The sequence below is a fragment of the Geobacillus jurassicus NBRC 107829 genome (assembly GCF_001544315.1).
GTDB classification, from domain to species: domain Bacteria; phylum Bacillota; class Bacilli; order Bacillales; family Anoxybacillaceae; genus Geobacillus; species Geobacillus jurassicus.
Map to the genome: position 1 here is coordinate 53,796 of NZ_BCQG01000005.1, position 19,952 is coordinate 73,747.

Sequence of the window (19,952 nt, forward strand, 5' to 3'; positions counted from 1 at the left end):
GGTCACGACACCTCCTCGCCAAGGTAAGCCTCGATCACTTTCGGGTTGCTGCGCACTTGTTCCGGCGTGCCTTCGGCGATCAGCTGGCCGTGATCCAACACGTAAATGCGCTCGCATATGCCCATGACAAGCGACATGTCATGCTCAATCAATAAAATCGTCAAGGCAAACCGCTCGCGAATAAAGGCAATCAAATTCATCAATTCCTTCGTTTCCTGCGGGTTCATGCCCGCGGCCGGCTCATCTAAGAGCAGCACCTTCGGCTGTGCCGCCAGCGCCCGGGCGATCTCGAGCCGGCGCTGCTGGCCGTACGGCAAGTTTTTCGCCTTCTCATGCATCACTTCGTCCAATTGAAAAATTTTCAAAAACTCGATTGCCTTCTCTTCCATTTCCTGTTCGCCGCGGAAATGGGACGGGAGACGGAGAATGGAGCTCGCCATCGAATGGCGGGCGTGCGCATGGTAGGCGACTTTCACGTTGTCCAAGACCGACAGCTCGCCGAACAGACGAATGTTTTGAAACGTCCGGCTGATCCCTTTGCGTGTAATTTTATACGGAGGCAGGCCGTTTAACGTCTCGCCGTCAAGCACGATCCGCCCTTCCGTCGGCACATACACGCCCGTCAATAAGTTAAACAGCGTCGTTTTCCCGGCGCCGTTCGGACCGATGAGCCCGACAAGCTCTCCTTGATAAAGCTCCATCGTCACACCGGAGAGCGCCTTCAGCCCGCCAAACTGGATGCCAACCTCTTCGGCTTTAAGCAACGGTGTTTTTGCTGCCATGATTCATTCCTCCTTCCGCCGCCTTCCGCCATTTGAAGAGCGAAGACAGTTCTTTCGTCCCCATCAGCCCGGTTGGACGGTACAGCATCACCAAAATCAAGACGATGCTGTAAATGATCATCCGCGTTTCCGGATAGTTTTGCAAGAACGTCGAAACGATCGTCAACAAAATCGCCGCGACCGCCGCGCCGGATAGGCTGCCGAGCCCGCCGAGCACGACGAAAATCAAAATGTCAAACGATTTTAAAAAGCCGAAGTTCGACGGCTGAATGATGTAAAAGTGGTGGGCGTACAGCGCCCCGGCGATGCCGGCGAAAAACGAGCCGATCGCAAACGCCGCCACTTTGTAATACGTCGTGTTGATCCCCATGGCATCGGCGGCGATTTCATCTTCGCGAATCGAGATGCACGCCCGCCCGTGCGTTGAGTTGGTGAAGTTGGAGATCACAAGAATCGTCACAAACAGGCAGGCGAACACCCACGGCCATGTCGTCATATGCGTCACCGTCATGCCGCTCGCCCCGCCGACGTAATCGATGTTCAATAGCGCGATGCGGACAATTTCGCCAAACCCGAGCGTCGCGATCGCCAAGTAATCGCCTTTTAAGCGCAAGCTTGGCACGCCGATGATGAGGCCGGCAAGCATCGCCGCCACTCCGGCCGTCAGCACGCCGACCGCAAACGGCATCTGCAGTTTCATCGTCATAACCGCTGAAGCGTAAGCGCCAACGGCGAAAAAGCCGGCGTGTCCGATCGAAAACTGCCCGGTGATGCCGATGATTAAATGAAGGCTCACAGCCAACATGACGTTGATCGCCATGAAAAAGAGCGTGTTGACGTAAAACACATTTAATGTTCCGCTTGCAATCAGCCACTGTACAACGGCGAAAAAGGCGAAGGCCAGTATGACGGAAACCCAAAATCCACGCGTCCGCTTCCAAGTTGCCATTGTCCCCTACCATCCTTTACACTTTTTCTCGTACGTTCTTGCCAAACAATCCGGCTGGCCGGAAAATGAGGATGAGAATTAAAATGATGAACGCCACCCCGTCGCGCCAGAGCGAATAGCCGAGCCCGCTGACGAGCGATTCGATGACGCCAAGCAAAAGCCCGCCGACCATCGCGCCCGGAATGATGCCGATTCCGCCCAGCACGGCGGCGACAAACGCCTTCAATCCCGGAAGAATGCCCATCAACGGTTCAATCTTCGTATAATAAATGCCGAAAATGACGCCGGCCGCCCCAGCGAGCGCTGAACCGATGGCGAACGTGGCCGAAATCGTATTGTCGACGTTAATTCCCATCAACCGGGCCGCTTCCGCATCATGGGAGACGGCGCGCATCGCTTTCCCGATTTTTGTCCGGTGAACGATGAACTGAAGAAGGACCATCAAAACGAGGGACGTGCCGAGGATGAACAGCGACTGGCTGCTGATGACAACACCAAGCAGCTCCAAATTGCGGTCCGGCAGCAGCGTGCTCGGATACGCCTCCGGCTGGGCTCCGCGCAAATAGATCGTGACGTACTCAATGAGCAGCGAAACGCCGATCGCCGTAATGAGCACAGCGATGCGCGTCGCATTGCGCAGCGGCTTGTACGCAATCCGCTCAATAATCATCCCAAGCACGGCGCAAGCTGCCATCGCCAACAGCAGCGCCGGGAAAAAGCCGACGCCAAGCATCGTGACGGCGTAAAAACCGACGAATGAACCGACCATAAAGACGTCGCCATGGGCGAAATTGATGAGCCGAACGATGCCGTACACCATCGTATATCCGAGGGCGATGAGCGCATAAATGCTGCCTAGAGAAATGCCGTTGACCAGCTGTTGAATGAGTTCCATGTCTGCACGCTCCTTAACGAAAACTCGTTCTTTGGCCAAACGAAAGGCCGGACAGGGGATCGCTCCCCCGCCCATCAGCCTCTGTTTGACCGATCATTACGGATTGACTTTTGTTTTGAACTGTTGCTGCCCGTCTTTGTATTCCAAAATGGCCGCCGATTTGACCGGGTCATGGTTTTCATTGAGCGTCAACGTGCCGGAGACAAGCTGCAAATCTTTCGTTTGCGCCAGGGCGTCTTTAATTTTCACCGGATCAGCGCTGCCAGCCCGTTTAATGGCGTCAGCCAAGAAGTAGGCCGTATCATAGCCAAGGGCGTTAAAGGCGTCCGGCGCTTTGTTGTATTTCGCTTTAAACGCTTTGACAAACTCTTGAATTTTCGGATCCGGGTCGCCGGACGAATAATGGTTTGTGATGTACGTATTGTTCAAAGCATCTTTTCCAGCGATCTCAACAAGCTTCGGCGAATCCCAGCCGTCGCCGCCCATGATCGGCACGTTCAAGCCAAGCTCGCGCGCTTGTTTGACGATGAGGCCGACTTCTTCATAATAGCCCGGCAAGAATAAAAATTCCGGATTGGCTGATTTAATGCGCGTCAGCGTCGCGCGGAAATCGGTGTCTTTCGCGACATACGCTTCTTCCGCGACGATTTTGCCGCCGCCTTGTGTGAACGCCTCTTTAAACGAAGCAGCCAGCCCTTTCGAATAGTCGCTCGAGCTGTCGATCAAGACCGCCGCGTTTTTCACTTTCAAGTCATTCAGCGCAAATTTTGCCGCCACCGTTCCTTGGAACGGGTCGATAAAGCACGTCCGGAACACAAATTCGTTCACTTTTCCATCTTTGTTCGTGATCGTCGGGTTCGTGCCGGTCGGCGTAATGAGCGGCACTTTGTTGTCCTGCGCTACTTGCACTTGGGCAAGCGTATTCGTGCTCGTCGCCGAGCCGATGATGGCGACGACTTTGTCTTGGCTGATCAACTTGATCGCGCCGTTGGTCGCCTCGGCCGCTTCCGATTTGTTGTCGACTTTCACCAACTCAAGCTTTTTGCCGTTGATTCCTTCTTTGTTGATTTCCTCAAGCGCCAAGTCCAGCCCCTCAGCGATCGACTGGCCGTACGAAGCGACCCCGCCGGACAGCTCGAGGTTGGCGCCGATTTTAATCACATCGCCGCCCCCGCCTCCGCCGCCGTTCCCGCCTGAAGAACTGCCGCCTTGCTGGTTGCCGCCGCAGCCGGCCATCAAGCCCGCTGTCAGCATCAACGAGAAAAAGACTCCTGCCATTCTTTTTTTCTTCACTTCTGTTCCCCCCATTGTTCAAAATGTTCTGTCACTAAAGCGCACCGCCTTTCGTCCCAGGCCATACGGACAAGGCCTGCCCGCCTTGTGCGCTCGTCCGCTGCGCTGCTAAAAAGCGCAACGGCGTATAAAACGGGTCAGACTGTGTTTTCTCTTGCTTCCCCTCCTCTCCAATCTCTATGTAAATAATAAAACTATTTTCAATTTAATATAATATTACAAAATTTGATGACATTCGTCTAGCTCTTTTCTTTTTGAATAATAAAAAGCTGTTTCGCTTAAAGGAAAAACAAGCGAAACAGCAGTATGGAAACGGGCAGCTATAACATTTTTTGTATATAATATTTCCATGTTTCTACTAAAAACTCGATTGATTAACGTTTAGGCAGTTCAATCGAGGGGGTAAGCGGCCCTCCGTTTTTGTTGTAAAATTGCGGCACTTCTCCCGGAATGAAGCGCATCACAACTGGAATATCCGTTGTCACATTGGAAATTTTCGATGCAAAAGGAATGACGACTTGGATGTCGACCGATACATGAATGTCAATTTCAATAAAAAAACTGTTAATATCATAGGCTCGAATTTCTTTCGTCACTTCCGAGTCGACATTGCCAACGATCTGAAACTGCACCGGAATGCGCGGGCCGAGATTGGCTAAAAGCGCATTGTTCGTCACTTGCCCGAGCGGAATGTAATAAATGATGCCGCGGCTGTTTCCAGTGCCGGACTCGACTTCGGGAAGCACCATTCGTTCAATCCGTCCTTCTGTCGCCGCCTTTAAACTTTCCATCACATGATCGTCCGTTTCCGATAAGATGCGGTTGATCACTGCGGTGTCAAAATCGACCGACACAATTTTGCCGCTGGCGTCCTTCTGAACCGTGACCAGCTGCCGAAATTCTGGATTGTCTTTTTGAAACTGCTGCTCAATGGCGTTATTGATCACCAAGTTGGCAATCCGCTTCGTTTCCGTTTCGGCGATTTCCATCAGCACCGGCTTAATGCCTTTATTCACAATCCAAAGGCTTGCCGCCGTCGAAACCATAAAAAAAACGAACGTCAATAAAAACACATAGCGGAACGGGAGCGGCCCTCTCCGCACGAATCGGGGGCGCAGCAAAATGAAAATCCCTCCTTTACAAGCTATATGTATGCTTGCAAGGAGGGAGATTTTCACCGCATTTTCAACAGTGCGTCTTTTCCTTTCATTCCCTGTTCAATGCCGAGCTCCAAAGCGGCGACTGTCACCGATTCCAGCGGCGCCTCAAGCAGCTGTTCAATCGTGCGCACCCCGACCGCCCGCCCGGCGATAATGCCGCGATCGCGCAATTTCTCATTCAACAGCGCCACATCGAGCGCCCCGCACATAATGTACCCTTTTTCACTCGCCACCGCCAACAAATTCGTTTTCGGCAGCTGGACAGACACAGCAATAAACGGATGCCCCTCTATGATGATCGGCTTCACTTCGACCATCGCCGCAGCCACACTCCTTTCCATACTCCAATGTATGAAGCATGAAAAAAGAGGTGCCTGCCTATTGGGCCAATTTCCAAGCGAGAAGATCGCGCAAAAACTCGGGCATGTAATACGTTTTCTCCGCCGCCCGCTGAATCTGCGGATAAAAATGGCCGATCGCAAACATATCGATCGTCGCCACCTCATACGTGCGATCCGGATCGAGCAGCTCGCCATTGATCGTAATGCGGCGGATATGCCATTGCCCATCCTCCTCGAGGTCGGCCTCAATGTCCACGCCGTCGTACACCATTTCCCCCATCACTTCGCCGCGGAAGCCAAATCCTTTAAACCGCAAATGCTTCATCCGTTCCGTGTTGGCCTCAAGCATAATCTCTTTGAGCTCCGCACCGCGCAGCTTCACCTTGCACGGGTTGAGCGGATGCGGGCAAATGCGGTGCAAGTCTTTTTTCGTCACGGGACCTTTGGAAAGCGGCGCCAGCAGCACGCCGGCGTTGACCATCCCGATGTCCGCCTGGCACCATTCACGCAAAGCGGAAGCGAGCAAATTCGCGAGCGGCGACGGAGCGAACCAGTCCAGCGGCAAGTCATCATGGAGCACAGCGACTCGTTCCGCTTCGAGCCGCGCCAAGCTTTCCTGCTCAAGGCAAACAAGATGGCGCTCGACCTCTTCGGAACGTGGCAATGGTTCGACATCCACGACCGTCGCGGATGCCCTGGACAGCCGGTTTTGGTTAATCTCCAGCTTGACAACCCCGACATATTTTCCGTATTTCCCCGCCGCGCAAAGCAGCGTTTGATTCAATGTTTTTCCTTCTGGAAAGACATGGTGGGTGTGAGCGCCTAAAACAATATCCACGCCCGGGATCGTCGCAGCGATTTTTTCATCCTCATTCACCCCAAGATGGGACAGCACAACGACGCAATCCGCCTGCCGCTTCACTTCCTCCACCGCCGCCGCCAACATGTCAAACGGCGGGGCGACTTTCCAACCGAGCAGCTCGTAAAATTTCACAAACGGAGCGGTGGCGCCAACAACCCCAACGCGAAACGTCTCCGTCGCCGGGATGACGACATACGGAAGCGCCCAATGCGGACGCGCGCCATCGCGGCGAAACAAATTGGCGACAACGACCGGAAACCGAGCCCGTTCGTACAACGTATCCAGTTCATCATGATCAAGGGTGATCCCTTCGTTGTTGCCAATCGTCACCGCGTCGTACCCAAGCCGATTGAGCAGCTCAACATTCGCCTTTCCCCGCGTCGCCTCGGTAATCGGGTGAACGCGGTCGAGAAAATCGCCGACATCAAATAAAAGCATCGCCTCGTTGCGCGCGCGATGCTCTTGCCGCCGCTCCGATAAGAAGCGGGCGATTTGCGGCCAATGTTCAAAATGGCTGTGCACGTCGTTCGTATGGTAAATATAAATGGTTTGCTTCAATGCGCGCCCCTCCTCCATTACGCCAAACTCCCCCATACAAGCCGCATCCCAAGCAGCACGAGCACGACTCGAAGCACGACGACAAGCGTCCGGCTTGGCATCCGCTTATTGATCCACGCCCCGGTTTTCGCGCCGATCCATACGCCGGGAATAAGGGCAAGGGCAAACGTCCATTGCACATTCCCCATCACGACATGAGTCGTTGAACCGACGATTGATGACAAAAAAATCATCAACATCGACGTGGCGACCGCGACATGAGGCGGAAAGCGAAACAGCACGATCATCGCCGGCACCATGAGCGATCCGCCGCCGATGCCAAACAAACCGCCGAAAAAGCCGACCACAAACGCAATGGCGATCGCCGCCGCCGGATGATAGCCGTAAACCGCCGTCTCTCCGTTCCGATCCATATACGTGCGTGTCACCCGCTGCGCCCACCACTGTTTTTTCAATGTTTCTTCCGCTTCTGTCTCAGGAATGGCTTGCTCCCGTTCATTCTCCGTCGCCGCCGCCGTCTCGTCAGCCGAGCGCTTCGTTTTCTTCTGGCTCAGCGACAAAAACAGCGACATGGCGATTAAAAACAGCCCAAAATACAACGAAAAATGAGCGACGCTCAGCGTATTGTTCACCCAGGCGCCGACAACGGCCCCGGGAACGCTGCCAAGGCAAAAGAGCAAGCCGCTTTGATAGTCGACCATTTTGTCTTTCATATACGACAATGTGGACGATAAGCCATTAAAAATAATGACGACAAGCGACGTGCCGACCGCCACTTGCGGCGTCACAGCCGAGAGCCAGCCGAGCGCGCCGAAAAACAAAAGCGCAGGCACGATGATCACCCCGCCGCCAAGGCCGGCCAAACTGCCGACCGTCCCCGCGATAAAGCCGATCAATAAAAGCAACATATATGCCATTTTGTCTCTCCCCCCGCTTCAAAACAAACCAAGCTGCCGCGGCGCAAGGCCCGTGTACTCAATGCCAAGCAAATCGATCAATTGTTTGGCGTTGTCGGCGGCATCGCCGCCGGAGTTGTTGTTAAACAGCACGTAAATCTGTTTCGTTTTTTTCTTTAATGCCTCTATATGGCTCACCCACTCGCGCAGCTCGCGCTCGTTGTATCGATACAAGTAGCGGACGGCGCGCCAGTTGTCCCCGGCCGTCGCCTTGTTCCACCCATGGACATTCCGTCCGTGCAGGCGGATGAGCGTCTTTTCCCGGTCGGTCGGATGCAAAACGGTCGGCACCGACCCTTCCCCCGCCTGCGGCTCGTCGCAAATCGTGTGGATCCAGCCTTCCTCTTCCATAAAACGGAGCGTTTTTTCATAAAAGCGCGGCGAAAACCACGACTGATGGCGGAATTCCAACGCAACGGGCACGTCCCCCATGCGCGCCTTCACCCAGCGCAAGTACGCCACATGCTCGCGCCGGCAGTCAAACCAAGGCGGGAACTGAAACAGCACCATCGCCAGCTTGCCCGCTTCTTGAAACGGCGCAATCGACTCCAAAAACGCGGCAAACATCGCTTCCTTGCTTTCATAAGGAATCGGGCCGCGCTCATGCCCGGTCATTCCTTGGTACGCTTTGACGATGAACTGAAACGACGGCGGCGTCTCGCGAATCCATTTTTCCACGTTGGAACGCGGCTGAATGGCGTAAAAATACGAGTCTACTTCGACCGTCGGAAAATGGGCCGCGTATTGCAGCAACTTGTCTTTCGCCGCAAGGCCGGGCGGATACAAGCTGTCATGATCCCCCCAGCCGGTCAGTCCGATGTAAATCATCTTGATCACCAATTCGGTCGATTTCCAGCTATTTTAACTATACCATATGCGCCACCGGCGTGAAATAAAAATGACCGCCGCACCACCAAGGGGCAGCGGCGGTTCATAAAGAACAAAAAAGTCAATATTTACAATTCATGAACCATTGCGATATAATGACAGTCATTGAAACATTCTGACAATGGTGGTGACCGTCCATTGATCCATGTGTACCCGTTTCTTCTCTTGTCGATGTTTTTGATTGTGCTGCCCGGCCCCGATACGGCGGTGGTGACAAAAAACACGATTTCCGCCGGGAAGATTGGCGGCTTGAAAACCGCGCTTGGGGTTTGCTGCGCCCTGTTTCTCCACACTGCCGCAGCGTCGCTTGGGCTTTCCGCCATCATTATGCAATCGGCCTTGCTGTTTTCCGCCTTGAAGTATATAGGAGCTGTGTACTTAACGTATTTGGGCGTCAAAGCGTTGTATAGCGTCGTGAAAAACGGCGAAGCCGCCGGCATGGAAACGGGCGTCAACGATGGAGGAAAACAGCCCGCCTGCTTCCAGCAAGGGTTTCTCACCGATTTTTTGAACCCGAAAGTGGCGGCCTTTTTCTTAACCTTTTTGCCTCAATTCGTTGCGCCGGGCACGCACTCCTTTGTTCCGTTTCTCATCATGGGAGCCGTTTATACGGCCATGACGGCTTTATGGTTTTTTCTTTATATTTATTTCATCAATTATATTAGCGATTTCATGAAACGGCCGAAAACGAAGAAATGGATCGAAGGAATCACGGGCGCGGTCATGATCGGGTTTGGCATCAAATTGGCGCTTGAAAAAGTCCACCGTTAAATGGGGGCAGGCCGCAGCCAAACGAAGCTGCCCGACATGCTAAACAAAATGCAGGGGAGCGCCCGAGCAAGAGCGCTCCCCCTAAAAAACATGAATCCCCCGTGAAGGGGTGAAACGACCTGCGACGCGGCAGGCAGCTTATTAGTGGGGGCCTGCCTTAACGCTTCCGGATGTGCGATTCATCCGATCATTGGAAAGAATAAGCACCAGCCGCGCCCCGTTTTGTTCTGTTCCGATATGTTCTCCAAGTTCACCCACAAAGACCATACGGGTGAAACACCCGCTCACAGGTGCTCCACCCTTGATCCATCAAGCTTATCCGATGCTTCCTTCCATCTCGAACTTGATCAAGCGGTTCATCTCGACTGCGTATTCCATCGGCAGCTCTCTTGTGAACGGCTCGATGAAGCCCATGACGATCATTTCCGTCGCTTCCTGCTCGGAAATGCCGCGGCTCATCAAGTAGAACAGCTGCTCTTCCGACACTTTCGACACTTTCGCTTCGTGTTCGAGCGACACGTTGTCGTTTAAAATTTCGTTGTACGGAATTGTATCCGATGTCGACTGGTTGTCGAGAATCAACGTGTCGCATTCGATGTTCGAGCGCGAGCCGGACGCTTTGCGGCCGAAATGAACCATCCCGCGGTAGGTGACTTTGCCGCCTTGTTTTGAAATCGACTTCGAGACGATCGTCGACGATGTATTCGGCGCCAGGTGGATCATTTTCGCCCCGGCGTCTTGGTGCTGGCCTTTGCCGGCGATGGCGATCGACAGCGTCAAGCCGCGCGCCCCTTCGCCTTTTAAGATGACGGCCGGATATTTCATCGTCAGCTTCGAGCCGATGTTGCCGTCGATCCATTCCATTGTCGCGTTTTCTTCGCAGACGGCGCGCTTCGTCACCAAGTTGAAAACGTTGTTCGCCCAGTTTTGGATCGTCGTGTAGCGGCAGTACGCGCCTTTCTTCACGATGATCTCGACGACTGCGCTATGGAGCGAGTTCGTCGTGTAAATCGGCGCTGTACAGCCTTCGACGTAATGGACGTGCGCCCCTTCGTCGACGATGATGAGCGTTCGTTCAAACTGCCCCATGTTTTCCGAGTTGATGCGGAAGTACGCCTGAAGCGGCGTATCGACTTTGACGCCTTTCGGGACGTAGATGAACGAACCGCCCGACCAGACGGCCGAGTTGAGCGCGGCAAATTTGTTGTCCGTCGGCGGCACGACTTTGGCGAAATACTCGCGGAACAAGTCTTCGTTTTCCTTGAGCGCCGAGTCGGTGTCTTTAAAGATCACCCCTAATTTCTCGAGGTCTTCTTTCATGTTATGGTACACAACCTCGGACTCGTACTGCGCGGACACGCCGGCTAAATATTTTTGTTCCGCCTCTGGAATCCCTAATTTATCGAACGTCGCTTTAATCTCCGCCGGCACTTCATCCCACGAGCGGCCCGATTTTTCCGTCGGCTTGACGTAATACGTAATTTCATCGAAATCGAGGCTTGACAAGTCGCCGCCCCATTGCGGCATCGGTTTGCTGTAGAAGATGTCGAGCGCTTTTAAGCGGAACTCGAGCATCCATTGCGGCTCGTTTTTCATCCGCGAAATTTCTTCGACGACTTCGCGCGTCAATCCGCGCTGGGCGCGGAAGACGGAGACGTCTTTATCGACAAAGCCATACTTATATTCGCCGATTTCCGGCGCTTTTTTCGCCATCTCGGTTCACCTTCCTTCATGTTCATGATTGTGCAGCCCTTTTTCGAGCGCTTTCCACGCCAACGTCGCGCATTTGATGCGAGCGGGAAATTTGGAAACGCCCTGAAGCGCCTCGATGTCGCCAAGGTCGACGGAATCGTCGTACTCTTTCCCTTGGATCATGTCGGAAAAAATGTGGGCGAGCCGAAGCGCTTCCTCCACCGTTTTTCCTTTGATCGCCTGCGTCATCATCGACGCCGACGACATCGAAATCGAACAGCCTTCGCCTTCAAACTTGACGTCGGCGACTTTTCCGTCTTCGACTTTCATCGTCAAGTGGATGCGGTCTCCGCACGTCGGGTTGTTCATGTTGACGTCGACGTTCGTTCCTTCAAGCACCCCGCGGTTGCGCGGGTTTTTATAATGGTCCATAATGACTTGGCGGTAAAGCTGATCCAACGGATGGTTAGAAGACATGGCTGAAGTACTCCTTCGCTTTCTGTAATGCCGCGATGAACCGATCGATTTCTTCTCTCGTATTGTACAAGTAAAAGCTTGCTCGGGCGGTCGCCGTCACGCCGAGCCATTTCATGAGCGGCTGGGCGCAATGGTGGCCGGCGCGGATGGCGATTCCTTCGGCGTCAAGGACAGTCGCCACATCGTGCGGATGCACCCCTTCGATGTTAAAGGTGACAAGCCCCGCCCGCTCTTTCGGGCCGTAGACGGTGACGCCTTCGATATCCGCCATTCGTTCAAGCGCATATTGCGCCAGCTCATGCTCATGGGCGGCGATGGCGTCCAAGCCCACTTGTTCAAGGAAATCGATCGCCGCCCCCAGCCCGATCGCCCCGGCGATGATCGGCGTGCCGCCTTCAAATTTCCACGGCAGCTCTTTCCACGTTGAGTCATACAGCTCGACAAAATCGATCATTTCCCCGCCGAACTCGATCGGTTCCATCTTCTCTAACAATTCCCTTTTTCCATATAATACACCGATTCCGGTCGGTCCGCACATTTTATGGCCGGAAAAGGCCAAGAAATCGCAATCCAGTTCTTGCACATCGATCTTCATATGGGGGGCGCTTTGCGCCGCGTCGACGACGATGACCGCCCCGCGCTCATGGGCGATGCGAGCGATCTCCCGCACCGGGTTGACCGTGCCGAGCACGTTGGACACGTGGGCGATGGCGACGATTTTCGCCGCCGGCGTCACCGTCGCTTCCACATCGCGCAAATCGATCGTCCCGTCCGCTTGCAGCGGAATGTATTTCAGCGTGGCACCGGTTTGTTTCGCCAGCTGCTGCCATGGGATTAAGTTGCTGTGATGCTCCATGTACGTGATGACGATCTCGTCGCCTTCTTTGACATTGGCGCGCCCGTAGCTTGCAGCGACCAAGTTGAGCGAAGAAGTCGTGCCGCGCGTAAAGATGATTTCCTGCGCCGATTTGGCGTTAATAAAGCGGCGCACTTTTTCGCGCGCCCCTTCATACGCATCGGTCGCCTTCGTCCCGAGCGTATGCACGCCGCGGTGGACGTTTGAGTTGTATTCGCGGTAATAGCGATCGAGTGTTTCAATGACCGGCAACGGTTTTTGCGATGTCGCCGCGCTGTCAAAATAAATGAGCGGATGGCCGTTGACTTGTTGGTGCAAAATCGGAAACAACGCGCGAATTTCATTGACATTCATGATTGAACTTTCCTTTCAATCACTTCGATTAATTGGTTTTTCACGCCTTCAATCGGAATCGCTTCGACAACCGGCGCCAAAAAGCCGTGGATGATGAGTCGTTCCGCGTCGCGTCTCGGAATGCCGCGGCTCATTAAGTAATACAATTGAATCGGATCGACGCGTCCCACCGATGCCGCGTGACCAGCCATGACGTCGTCTTCATCAATGAGCAAAATCGGGTTCGCATCGCCGCGCGCTTTTTCGCTCAGCATCAAGACGCGCGACTCCTGCTCAGCGTTTGACTTCGACGCGCCGTGCTCAATTTTGCCGATGCCGTTGAAAATCGAGGTCGCGCTGTCGCGGACGACGCCGTGTTTTAAAATGCTTCCTTCTGTATGCTTGCCGTAATGAATAACGCTGGTCGTAAAGTTTTGCACTTGCTCGCCGCGGCTGACCGCGACCGTTTTCGTATCGCCGAACGAGCCGTCGCCGACAAGGCGGGTGATGTTCTCGGAGACCGTGTTGCCGTCATTCATCAGCCCGAGCGCCCATTCGATCCGTCCGTCGCGCCCAGCGATGCCGCGCCGATTGACATACGTCGTTGTGCCTTTTGCCAAATGGTCGACGGCGGCGAAAAAGACGCGCGCATTCGCTTGGGCAAACACCTCGGCGACCACATTGGCGACCGCTTTTCCTTCCCCGCTGGCCGATATATAGTTTTCGACAAACACGACGCGGCTGTTGTCTTCCGCGACGACAATGACATGGTTGAATAGGGCGATGTCGTCTTCGTCTTGAATATAGACCGCCTGAAGCGGCGTTTCAATCTCCACGTTTTTCGGGACATAGACAAACACGCCGCCGTTCAACAACGCCGCATGGAGCGCGGCGAGGCGGTGCTCATCCGGCTTGACCGCCGTCATAAAATAGTTTTTCAGCAAGTCGCCATGCTCGCGCGCTGCTGTGAAGATGTCGGTGAAAATGACGCCTTTTTCTTTTAATTCATCGGACAGCGACACGTACGCCGACGTATGGTTGCGCTGCACGTACAAGTTTTTCGTTCCTTCGCCTGCTTCAATGAGCGCCTTGACCGCTTCCGGCAAATCGTCAAGACCATCATACGGCGCGCTGTCGACCGTGTGGCGGGCGAACTCGGTGAAATTCCATTTGTCGATTTTCGTCTTCTCCGGTTTCGGAAGCGGCAGCCGCTCCGCCAGCTCAAGCGCCTCAAGGCGCCGCGCCGTCAGCCAGTCCGGCTCGCCATGCCCGCTTGAGAACGTGCGGATGTATGTTTCATCGAATGGGATTTTCGTTTCTGTCGCCATAATCCTCCTCCTAACGCTTACGCTTCTTGTCCGACCGTTTCGTCTTCGATGCCAAGCTCTTTTTTGATCCAGTCGTACCCTTCCGCCTCAAGCCGCTGCGCCAGTTCCGGACCGCCGGATTTCACGATGCGTCCTTGCATCATGACGTGCACGTAATCCGGCGTGATGTAGTTCAATAACCGTTGGTAGTGAGTGATGATCAAACAGCCGAATTCGCTGCTGCGCATTTCGTTGACGCCTTTGGCGACAATTTTCAGCGCGTCAATGTCCAATCCGGAGTCGATCTCGTCCAAAATGGCGATTTTCGGCTCGAGCATCATCAATTGCAAAATTTCGTTCCGCTTTTTCTCCCCTCCCGAGAATCCTTCGTTCAAGTAACGGTGCGCCATATCCGGGTTCATTTCGAGAAACGCCATTTTTTCATCGAGCTTGCGGATGAATTTCATGAGCGAAATTTCGTTGCCCTCGCCAAGCCGGGCATTGATCGCAGCGCGCAAAAAGTCGGCGTTCGTCACTCCGCTGATTTCGCTTGGGTATTGCATCGCCAAAAACAGGCCGGCGCGCGCCCGCTCATCGACTTCCATCTCCAAGACGTTTTGGCCGTCAAGCGTAATCTCGCCCTCGGTCACCTCATATTTCGGATGGCCCATAATGGCCGATGCCAGCGTCGATTTCCCCGTCCCGTTCGGACCCATGATGGCGTGGATTTCCCCGCCTTTGACTTCCAAGTCAACTCCTTTTAAAATTTCTTTTCCCTCCACGGATACGTGAAGATTTCGAATCGTCAATACTGCCATGCAGCATACCTCCAATTCCCGCTTGAAAGTAATCGTAGCTCGCTCGTCTTCTAGCGATCGCTCATTCTCATTTTATTCTCATTACAATTTTATAACAGATGAAAAATGTTCGCAACTTTTCCGCTGCCTTTTCCACTATGCGCATGTAAAAAAATCGGAACGTAGGCGGCGTCTTTTATTTATTTTACACGAAAACCTCGAGCTTGTACGAGTTTTTGCAAAAAAAAAAGACTCCATTGCCGGAGTCTAATGGACCGTCCGCAGCTCGCGGAGGCATTCTTGCACGAGCGTCACCGTTTGGCTCATCGCCGCCCCGCCGCCAAACGCGGCCGCCACCGCGCATGCTTCCAAAATTTCTTGTTCGGACGCTCCTTCATCGAGGCAGCCTTTCGTATGATAAATCGTGCAATACTCGTCTTGAGTCGCCACGCTGATGCCAAGGGCGATCAATTGTTTTTCTTTTTTCGACAGCGCCCCTTCGGCAAAGCAGGTGTCGGTGAATGCGTTGAACCGCTCGGCGACCGCCGGCAGCTTTTGCGTAAACGCTCCGATTCCTTCCTTGTAGTGGCGAAGCGCAGATTCGACCGATGCATGTGTTCCGTTGTTCATCTCCATTTTCCTCCTTTGTTCTTTTCCGCTGTTAGTATGCATGGAGGAAAACGAAATTAAACAACGAATTGTATTGGGAAAAGGAGGGGAGACAGCTATGGCCCGTTGGTTTGTCTTTTGGCTGACTGCCGTTGCCGTTTCATTCATCGTTTGGCTGGGCATCGCCGCCATGTGGAACGAGCAAGGAGACGCAGCGCTGAGTCTGGCGGCGGTTATCATGTTGCAAAACTGCGCAATCATCGTGATGCTCGCCGCCGTGTTGGCGCGCTTAGGCAAAAAGAAATAACGGAAGCGAAAAGCTCCCGTTATTGATTGTTTTCCGCCGCTGGAATGACAGCGCCGTGGTATTTTTCTTTGATGAAGTCTTGAATTTCTTTCGATTGCAGCACTTCGACAAGCGTTTTAATTTCTTTCCGGTTTTCATCGCCTTTGCGCACCGCAATAATGTTCACATACGGATTGTTTTTCGGCGACTCAACGGCGATCGGGTCTTTCGCCGGATCCAAACCGGCGTCGAGCGCATAGTTGGCGTTGATCAGCACCGCATCGCCCTCGCCGTTTTTGTAAATTTGCGGCAGAAGCCCGGCGTCGACATCGGCCTTAAATTTCAAATGTTTCGGGTTTTCGATGATGTCATTGACCGTTGCTTTCGTTTTATCGACGCCCGGTTTCAATTTAATGAGCCCTTTTTCTTGCAGCATCGATAAAATGCGGCCATGGTCGGCGACCGAGTTGCTCATGATGATCGTCGCGCCATCCGGCAGTTCTTCGATGCTTTTGTATTTTTTCGAATACAGGCCGATCGGCTCGATATGAATGCCGCCGGCGTTGACGAAATCATAACCGTATTCTTTCTTTTGCGATTCTAAATACGGGATGTGTTGGAAGTAGTTGGCGTCGATTTGTTTATCCGCCAATGCTTTGTTCGGCAAGATGTAATCTTGGAATGTGATGATCTCCAAGTCGATGCCTTTTTTCTTCAAAATCGGTTTCGCTTTTTCCAAAATTTCCGCATGCGGCACGTTCGAAGCGCCGACTTTTAGTTTGACTAAACCGCCGTCTTTGTCCCCGCCGGCCGCGTTGTCATTATTGTTGCCGCCGCATGCCGCCAAGGCCAACACAAGGATGGCAGCGAGCAAAACACCCAACCATTTTTTCATCGGTCGTTCCTCCTTTATCGTTTATCAATTTTCGAAGTGACAAAGTCACCGATAAACTGAATGACAAAGACAATGATAAGCACCAATACGGTAGCGACAAACGTCACATCGTTATGGTTGCGCTGGAACCCTTCCAAATACGCCAAGTTCCCAAGTCCGCCGGCGCCGATGACCCCAGCCATCGCCGTATAGCTGACGAGCGACACCGCGGTGACGGTAATGCCGGAGACGAGCGCCGGCAACGATTCCGGCAGCAGCACTTTCCAAATAATCGTCCACGTTGAGGCGCCCATCGCTTGGGCTGCTTCGATGACGCCTTTATCAATTTCGCGAAGAGCGATTTCGACCATGCGGGCATAAAACGGCGCGGCCCCAATGACGAGCGCCGGCAGCGCCGCATTCGCCCCAAGCATCGTCCCGACGAGCCATTTCGTAAACGGAATGAGCAAAATAATTAAAATAATGAACGGAATGGAGCGAAAAATATTGACGAACGCGGCGATGACCGCATTGGCCGCCCGATTCTCCCATAGGTTGCCCTTTGATGTCAAAAATAAAAGCAATCCGAGAATGATCCCGAGGACGAATGTGGCCGCCACCGCCACCCCGGTCATATACAGCGTCTCGACCGTCGCCGCCCACATCGTCTCCCATTGCACGTTCGGCAGGAGGTTAGCGAGCATCGTGAATCACCTCCACCGCCACTTGCTGGCTTTGAATGAAATCCAGCGCCCGGCCGATTTCATCGGGCGCGCCGTTCATATGCACAAACAGCACGCCATAGGCGCCTTGGTGAGTTTGCGAAATTTTCCCTTGCAAAATATTGACATCTACATCAAACTGGCGCACGACTTGAGCGATGAGCGGCTGGCCGGCGGCCGCGCCGACGAACGTCAACTGCGCAATCACCCCGTTCGGGTATTGGCCAAACAAATGGGAAATCGCTTCTTCCGTCTCCTCGGGCTCGATCAGCTGCTTGACAAACCGTCTCGTAATCGGTTGCTTCGGATGGCGGAAGACGTGCAGCACTTCCCCTTGCTCAACGATTTTGCCGCTTTCCATCACCGCAACGCGGTCGCAAATTTTGCGGATGACGTGCATTTCATGGGTGATAAGCACAATCGTGAGCCCGAGCCGCTTGTTGATGTCGACAAGCAAGTCTAAAATCGCATCGGTCGTCTGCGGGTCCAACGCCGATGTCGCCTCATCGCAAAGCAGCACTTTCGGATTGTTGGCGAGCGCCCGGGCAATGCCGACCCGCTGTTTTTGCCCGCCGCTCAATTGCGACGGGTATGCATCCTCGCGCCCGGAAAGGCCGACGAGCTCGATCAATTCATCCACCCGCTTGTTCCGCTCCTCTTTCGGGACGCCGGCAATTTCCAGCGGAAACGCGATATTTTCCCGTACCGTGCGCGACCAAAGCAAGTTGAAGTGCTGGAAAATCATACCGATTTCTTGGCGCGCTTTGCGCAGCTCCCGTCCTTTCACGCGCGCCATATCGCGCCCGGCGACGATCACTCGGCCGCTCGTCGGCTTCTCGAGCCCGTTTAGCAATCGGATGAGCGTACTTTTCCCCGCGCCGCTGTAGCCGATGATGCCGAAAATTTCCCCTTCGCGAATCTCAAGCGACACGTTGTCGACGGCCGTGACCGAGCCGTTGGCCGCTTGATAAATTTTCGTCACTTGTTCTAATGCAATCATTGTTTCACCTTCCTTTCTCCCAAGGCGGCAGAGCGCAAAAAGAAAACCTTTCTGCCCGCAGAGAACAGAAAGGTATTGTTCACCATTCCGTCTCTTATCTCTCAAAGCAGGCCGCTTTGTGTGAATTGGCACCATTTCAGCGCATGCGCTGACGGTTGCCGGGCTTCATTGGGCACATCCCTCCACCTCTCTTGATAAGAGCGCAACAATCGCCTATTCAATTGATTACGAGTGTGATTGTATCATTGCCTGTCGAATCGTGTCAACATATTTTTTATCCGACGTGCCGATACGGCTTGGCCAAATGGAGGAGCGACTCAAGCAGCAGCATATGGCGGAAGCTCCCTGACACGTACACTTCACGCAGCCGGACGAGCTGCTGCAGCTTCAGTTCGCCGTTTAGCAAGGACGCGAGCGCCTCTTTGGAGCCGCGCACCGTCAATGTTTTCCGTTCATCGTTTTCCGCCTCGACAGCAGCCGACTCCTTGCCGATCATCAACAGAACGGTTTCATCTTCGCTTTCAAACCGAACGCACAGCTGCTCATCCGGCAAAATCGGCAACAAATGGCGCAATACTTGCATCCGTTCCACGAACTGCCCGACCAATTCACGCATTTCCATTGCGCATCCTCCCCCCATCTTCCTTTGTTTCCTTTATTTCCATTCAAAGGGGGGAGAATCCTTTACAAAAATCTCGACAGCCCCTTGGCGAAACAGCGCCGTTTTTGTCATTTCCCAAGAAATATGTCAAACGGCGTCAAAAAAAAGCAAATCGTCAGTGCGGCAAACGGTCTTGAATCACTTCGTACAAATACGGAACGGAATGAAAGGCATACCACTTGCCTGCGATCGTTCCACCCATAAAAAGAAGCAGGCAAGGGACGCTTTCAATTTTCCACTCGGCCGCCTGCTCGGGGATATAGTTAATGTCTGTTTCGTAAAACGGCAGCGCCGGAAACAACTGTTCCACCACCACAAGCATCCGCTTTGCCAGCTGGCATGTGCCGCACAGCGGTGTATACAAATAAAGGGCTAGGAGCGGCTCGTCCCCTACCACTCGTTTAACATCGTTTCGGTCAATCGTTTTCACTCGCCTCTTCCTCTCATGAGCGATTCGATGCGGACGTCGAAATCGGCGCGCAACAGCACTTGCGCCAAATGCCAATGCGGGGCGGTCGCCACTTCACGGTACGCCCGGTCAATGTAAATATGCTCTGCCTCTGGAAACATACGGCGAAACTGCCGGCGCAATTTTTCCCCCGCCTCATCGGCATCGGCCAACACGTATACATCGCATCCTTCCAGCTCATCAGCCAGCTCCTCAAGGCGCGCGTCGCTGATCGTGCCGTTTGTGCAGACGATGACGACCGGTTCGTTCAGCACCGCCGCCACCTTTTGCTTGTCCGATCGCCCTTCCACAATAATCACTTTTTCGATCCGTCGCATGTCCGACCCACCTAACTTCAAAGAGGATACTATATTGTATGCCCCGCGCCGGCCAAATGGTCAACTCCCCCCACTTAAAGCCTCATGGCTTTTGAAG

Annotated in this window: 24 protein-coding genes and 1 riboswitch; of the genes, 2 read left to right on the forward strand and 22 right to left on the reverse strand. The window is 53.7% G+C overall.

The window, feature by feature from the left end:
• Positions 1-2 precede the first annotated feature (2 nt).
• From GJ1_RS02580 to GJ1_RS02620, 9 genes are all read right to left on the reverse strand, one after another.
• Complete coding sequence (locus tag GJ1_RS02580; protein ID WP_066228018.1) at positions 3-782, reverse strand: ABC transporter ATP-binding protein; 780 nt, start codon at positions 780-782, stop codon at positions 3-5.
• Positions 757-1,731: a branched-chain amino acid ABC transporter permease gene (locus GJ1_RS02585; protein WP_066228023.1), complete on the reverse strand. Its 975-nt coding sequence runs from the start codon at positions 1,729-1,731 to the stop codon at positions 757-759. The genes GJ1_RS02580 and GJ1_RS02585 overlap by 26 nt, the downstream gene beginning before the upstream one ends.
• A 16-nt stretch (positions 1,732-1,747) precedes the next feature.
• On the reverse strand, positions 1,748-2,626 hold the full coding sequence (locus GJ1_RS02590) for a branched-chain amino acid ABC transporter permease (protein WP_066228025.1): 879 nt from the start codon (positions 2,624-2,626) through the stop codon (positions 1,748-1,750).
• Between the two features lie 96 nt (positions 2,627-2,722).
• Positions 2,723-3,919 carry an ABC transporter substrate-binding protein gene (locus GJ1_RS02595; RefSeq protein ID WP_066228028.1) on the reverse strand — a complete coding sequence of 399 codons (1,197 nt, stop codon included), beginning with the start codon at positions 3,917-3,919 and terminating at the stop codon, positions 2,723-2,725.
• 374 nt (positions 3,920-4,293) lie between these two features.
• Positions 4,294-5,040, reverse strand: a complete 747-nt coding sequence (gene yunB, locus GJ1_RS02600) for a sporulation protein YunB (protein ID WP_066228031.1) — start codon at positions 5,038-5,040, stop codon at positions 4,294-4,296.
• Positions 5,041-5,093: 53 nt separating this feature from the next.
• Positions 5,094-5,396: a YunC family protein gene (locus GJ1_RS02605; protein WP_044732526.1), complete on the reverse strand. Its 303-nt coding sequence runs from the start codon at positions 5,394-5,396 to the stop codon at positions 5,094-5,096.
• Positions 5,397-5,457: 61 nt separating this feature from the next.
• The gene (locus GJ1_RS02610; protein ID WP_066228144.1) at positions 5,458-6,840 is read right to left on the reverse strand and encodes a bifunctional metallophosphatase/5'-nucleotidase; all 1,383 of its coding nucleotides are present in this window, start codon (positions 6,838-6,840) and stop codon (positions 5,458-5,460) included.
• Between the two features lie 17 nt (positions 6,841-6,857).
• Positions 6,858-7,757, reverse strand: a complete 900-nt coding sequence (locus tag GJ1_RS02615) for a sulfite exporter TauE/SafE family protein (protein WP_066228034.1) — start codon at positions 7,755-7,757, stop codon at positions 6,858-6,860.
• 18 nt (positions 7,758-7,775) lie between these two features.
• Positions 7,776-8,624: a DUF72 domain-containing protein gene (locus GJ1_RS02620; RefSeq protein ID WP_066228040.1), complete on the reverse strand. Its 849-nt coding sequence runs from the start codon at positions 8,622-8,624 to the stop codon at positions 7,776-7,778.
• A 198-nt stretch (positions 8,625-8,822) separates the two neighbouring features.
• Between GJ1_RS02620 and GJ1_RS02625 the strand changes: the two genes are divergently transcribed.
• Complete coding sequence (locus GJ1_RS02625; protein ID WP_066228043.1) at positions 8,823-9,455, forward strand: LysE family translocator; 633 nt, start codon at positions 8,823-8,825, stop codon at positions 9,453-9,455.
• 141 nt (positions 9,456-9,596) lie between these two features.
• Here the strand turns inward: GJ1_RS02625 and GJ1_RS17525 are convergent, their stop codons facing one another.
• From GJ1_RS17525 to GJ1_RS02655, 7 genes are all read right to left on the reverse strand, one after another.
• Entirely contained in the window at positions 9,597-9,722 is a 126-nt protein-coding gene (locus GJ1_RS17525) for a type II toxin-antitoxin system PemK/MazF family toxin (protein WP_157068347.1), read from the reverse strand.
• Between the two features lie 48 nt (positions 9,723-9,770).
• Positions 9,771-11,168, reverse strand: coding sequence for a Fe-S cluster assembly protein SufB (gene sufB, locus GJ1_RS02630; RefSeq protein ID WP_011232461.1), 1,398 nt, complete (start codon positions 11,166-11,168; stop codon positions 9,771-9,773).
• A 6-nt stretch (positions 11,169-11,174) separates the two neighbouring features.
• Complete coding sequence (gene sufU, locus GJ1_RS02635) at positions 11,175-11,624, reverse strand: Fe-S cluster assembly sulfur transfer protein SufU (protein ID WP_013144310.1); 450 nt, start codon at positions 11,622-11,624, stop codon at positions 11,175-11,177.
• Positions 11,614-12,834 carry a cysteine desulfurase gene (locus GJ1_RS02640; RefSeq protein ID WP_066228047.1) on the reverse strand — a complete coding sequence of 407 codons (1,221 nt, stop codon included), beginning with the start codon at positions 12,832-12,834 and terminating at the stop codon, positions 11,614-11,616. The genes sufU and GJ1_RS02640 overlap by 11 nt, the downstream gene beginning before the upstream one ends.
• Complete coding sequence (gene sufD, locus GJ1_RS02645; RefSeq protein ID WP_066228050.1) at positions 12,831-14,141, reverse strand: Fe-S cluster assembly protein SufD; 1,311 nt, start codon at positions 14,139-14,141, stop codon at positions 12,831-12,833. The genes GJ1_RS02640 and sufD overlap by 4 nt, the downstream gene beginning before the upstream one ends.
• Before the next feature lie 17 nt (positions 14,142-14,158).
• Positions 14,159-14,938 carry a Fe-S cluster assembly ATPase SufC gene (gene sufC / locus GJ1_RS02650; RefSeq protein WP_066228053.1) on the reverse strand — a complete coding sequence of 260 codons (780 nt, stop codon included), beginning with the start codon at positions 14,936-14,938 and terminating at the stop codon, positions 14,159-14,161.
• A gap of 246 nt (positions 14,939-15,184) precedes the next feature.
• The gene (locus GJ1_RS02655; protein ID WP_066228056.1) at positions 15,185-15,547 is read right to left on the reverse strand and encodes a carboxymuconolactone decarboxylase family protein; all 363 of its coding nucleotides are present in this window, start codon (positions 15,545-15,547) and stop codon (positions 15,185-15,187) included.
• A gap of 97 nt (positions 15,548-15,644) precedes the next feature.
• Here GJ1_RS02655 and GJ1_RS02660 point away from each other — a divergent pair, with 97 nt between their 5' ends.
• Positions 15,645-15,833 carry a hypothetical protein gene (locus GJ1_RS02660; RefSeq protein ID WP_066228059.1) on the forward strand — a complete coding sequence of 63 codons (189 nt, stop codon included), beginning with the start codon at positions 15,645-15,647 and terminating at the stop codon, positions 15,831-15,833.
• 19 nt (positions 15,834-15,852) lie between these two features.
• On the opposite strand, the gene GJ1_RS02665 is transcribed toward GJ1_RS02660, so the two are convergent.
• The 6 genes from GJ1_RS02665 to GJ1_RS02690 form a co-directional block, all read right to left on the reverse strand.
• Complete coding sequence (locus tag GJ1_RS02665) at positions 15,853-16,707, reverse strand: MetQ/NlpA family ABC transporter substrate-binding protein (protein ID WP_066228062.1); 855 nt, start codon at positions 16,705-16,707, stop codon at positions 15,853-15,855.
• Between the two features lie 14 nt (positions 16,708-16,721).
• On the reverse strand, positions 16,722-17,390 hold the full coding sequence (locus GJ1_RS02670; protein ID WP_066228065.1) for a methionine ABC transporter permease: 669 nt from the start codon (positions 17,388-17,390) through the stop codon (positions 16,722-16,724).
• Positions 17,380-18,408 (reverse strand): methionine ABC transporter ATP-binding protein, encoded by a 1,029-nt coding sequence (locus GJ1_RS02675; protein ID WP_066228067.1) that lies wholly within the window; start codon positions 18,406-18,408, stop codon positions 17,380-17,382. The genes GJ1_RS02670 and GJ1_RS02675 overlap by 11 nt, the downstream gene beginning before the upstream one ends.
• Before the next feature lie 91 nt (positions 18,409-18,499).
• Positions 18,500-18,609: riboswitch (SAM riboswitch) on the reverse strand.
• Positions 18,610-18,682: 73 nt separating this feature from the next.
• Positions 18,683-19,030 (reverse strand): SCP2 sterol-binding domain-containing protein, encoded by a 348-nt coding sequence (locus GJ1_RS02680; RefSeq protein ID WP_066228070.1) that lies wholly within the window; start codon positions 19,028-19,030, stop codon positions 18,683-18,685.
• Positions 19,031-19,184: 154 nt separating this feature from the next.
• On the reverse strand, positions 19,185-19,499 hold the full coding sequence (locus tag GJ1_RS02685; RefSeq protein WP_066228073.1) for a thioredoxin family protein: 315 nt from the start codon (positions 19,497-19,499) through the stop codon (positions 19,185-19,187).
• Positions 19,496-19,855: a ribonuclease M5 gene (locus GJ1_RS02690; RefSeq protein WP_066228076.1), complete on the reverse strand. Its 360-nt coding sequence runs from the start codon at positions 19,853-19,855 to the stop codon at positions 19,496-19,498. The genes GJ1_RS02685 and GJ1_RS02690 overlap by 4 nt, the downstream gene beginning before the upstream one ends.
• Positions 19,856-19,952: the final 97 nt, after the last annotated feature.

Coding starts and splice junctions, on each gene's coding strand:
- GJ1_RS02690 (WP_066228076.1), bottom strand. CDS start 19,855: ATGCGACGGATCGAAAAAGTGATTATTGTGGAAGGGCGATCGGACAAG.
- sufD (WP_066228050.1), bottom strand. CDS start 14,141: ATGGCGACAGAAACGAAAATCCCATTCGATGAAACATACATCCGCACG.
- GJ1_RS02620 (WP_066228040.1), bottom strand. CDS start 8,624: ATGATTTACATCGGACTGACCGGCTGGGGGGATCATGACAGCTTGTAT.
- GJ1_RS02680 (WP_066228070.1), bottom strand. CDS start 19,030: ATGGAAATGCGTGAATTGGTCGGGCAGTTCGTGGAACGGATGCAAGTA.
- GJ1_RS02655 (WP_066228056.1), bottom strand. CDS start 15,547: ATGAACAACGGAACACATGCATCGGTCGAATCTGCGCTTCGCCACTAC.
- GJ1_RS02640 (WP_066228047.1), bottom strand. CDS start 12,834: ATGAATGTCAATGAAATTCGCGCGTTGTTTCCGATTTTGCACCAACAA.
- GJ1_RS02660 (WP_066228059.1), top strand. CDS start 15,645: ATGGCCCGTTGGTTTGTCTTTTGGCTGACTGCCGTTGCCGTTTCATTC.
- GJ1_RS02605 (WP_044732526.1), bottom strand. CDS start 5,396: ATGGTCGAAGTGAAGCCGATCATCATAGAGGGGCATCCGTTTATTGCT.
- GJ1_RS02615 (WP_066228034.1), bottom strand. CDS start 7,757: ATGGCATATATGTTGCTTTTATTGATCGGCTTTATCGCGGGGACGGTC.
- GJ1_RS02580 (WP_066228018.1), bottom strand. CDS start 782: ATGGCAGCAAAAACACCGTTGCTTAAAGCCGAAGAGGTTGGCATCCAG.
- GJ1_RS02590 (WP_066228025.1), bottom strand. CDS start 2,626: ATGGAACTCATTCAACAGCTGGTCAACGGCATTTCTCTAGGCAGCATT.
- GJ1_RS02670 (WP_066228065.1), bottom strand. CDS start 17,390: ATGCTCGCTAACCTCCTGCCGAACGTGCAATGGGAGACGATGTGGGCG.
- GJ1_RS02675 (WP_066228067.1), bottom strand. CDS start 18,408: ATGATTGCATTAGAACAAGTGACGAAAATTTATCAAGCGGCCAACGGC.
- GJ1_RS02665 (WP_066228062.1), bottom strand. CDS start 16,707: ATGAAAAAATGGTTGGGTGTTTTGCTCGCTGCCATCCTTGTGTTGGCC.
- sufB (WP_011232461.1), bottom strand. CDS start 11,168: ATGGCGAAAAAAGCGCCGGAAATCGGCGAATATAAGTATGGCTTTGTC.
- GJ1_RS02585 (WP_066228023.1), bottom strand. CDS start 1,731: ATGGCAACTTGGAAGCGGACGCGTGGATTTTGGGTTTCCGTCATACTG.
- sufU (WP_013144310.1), bottom strand. CDS start 11,624: ATGTCTTCTAACCATCCGTTGGATCAGCTTTACCGCCAAGTCATTATG.
- GJ1_RS17525 (WP_157068347.1), bottom strand. CDS start 9,722: ATGGTCTTTGTGGGTGAACTTGGAGAACATATCGGAACAGAACAAAAC.
- sufC (WP_066228053.1), bottom strand. CDS start 14,938: ATGGCAGTATTGACGATTCGAAATCTTCACGTATCCGTGGAGGGAAAA.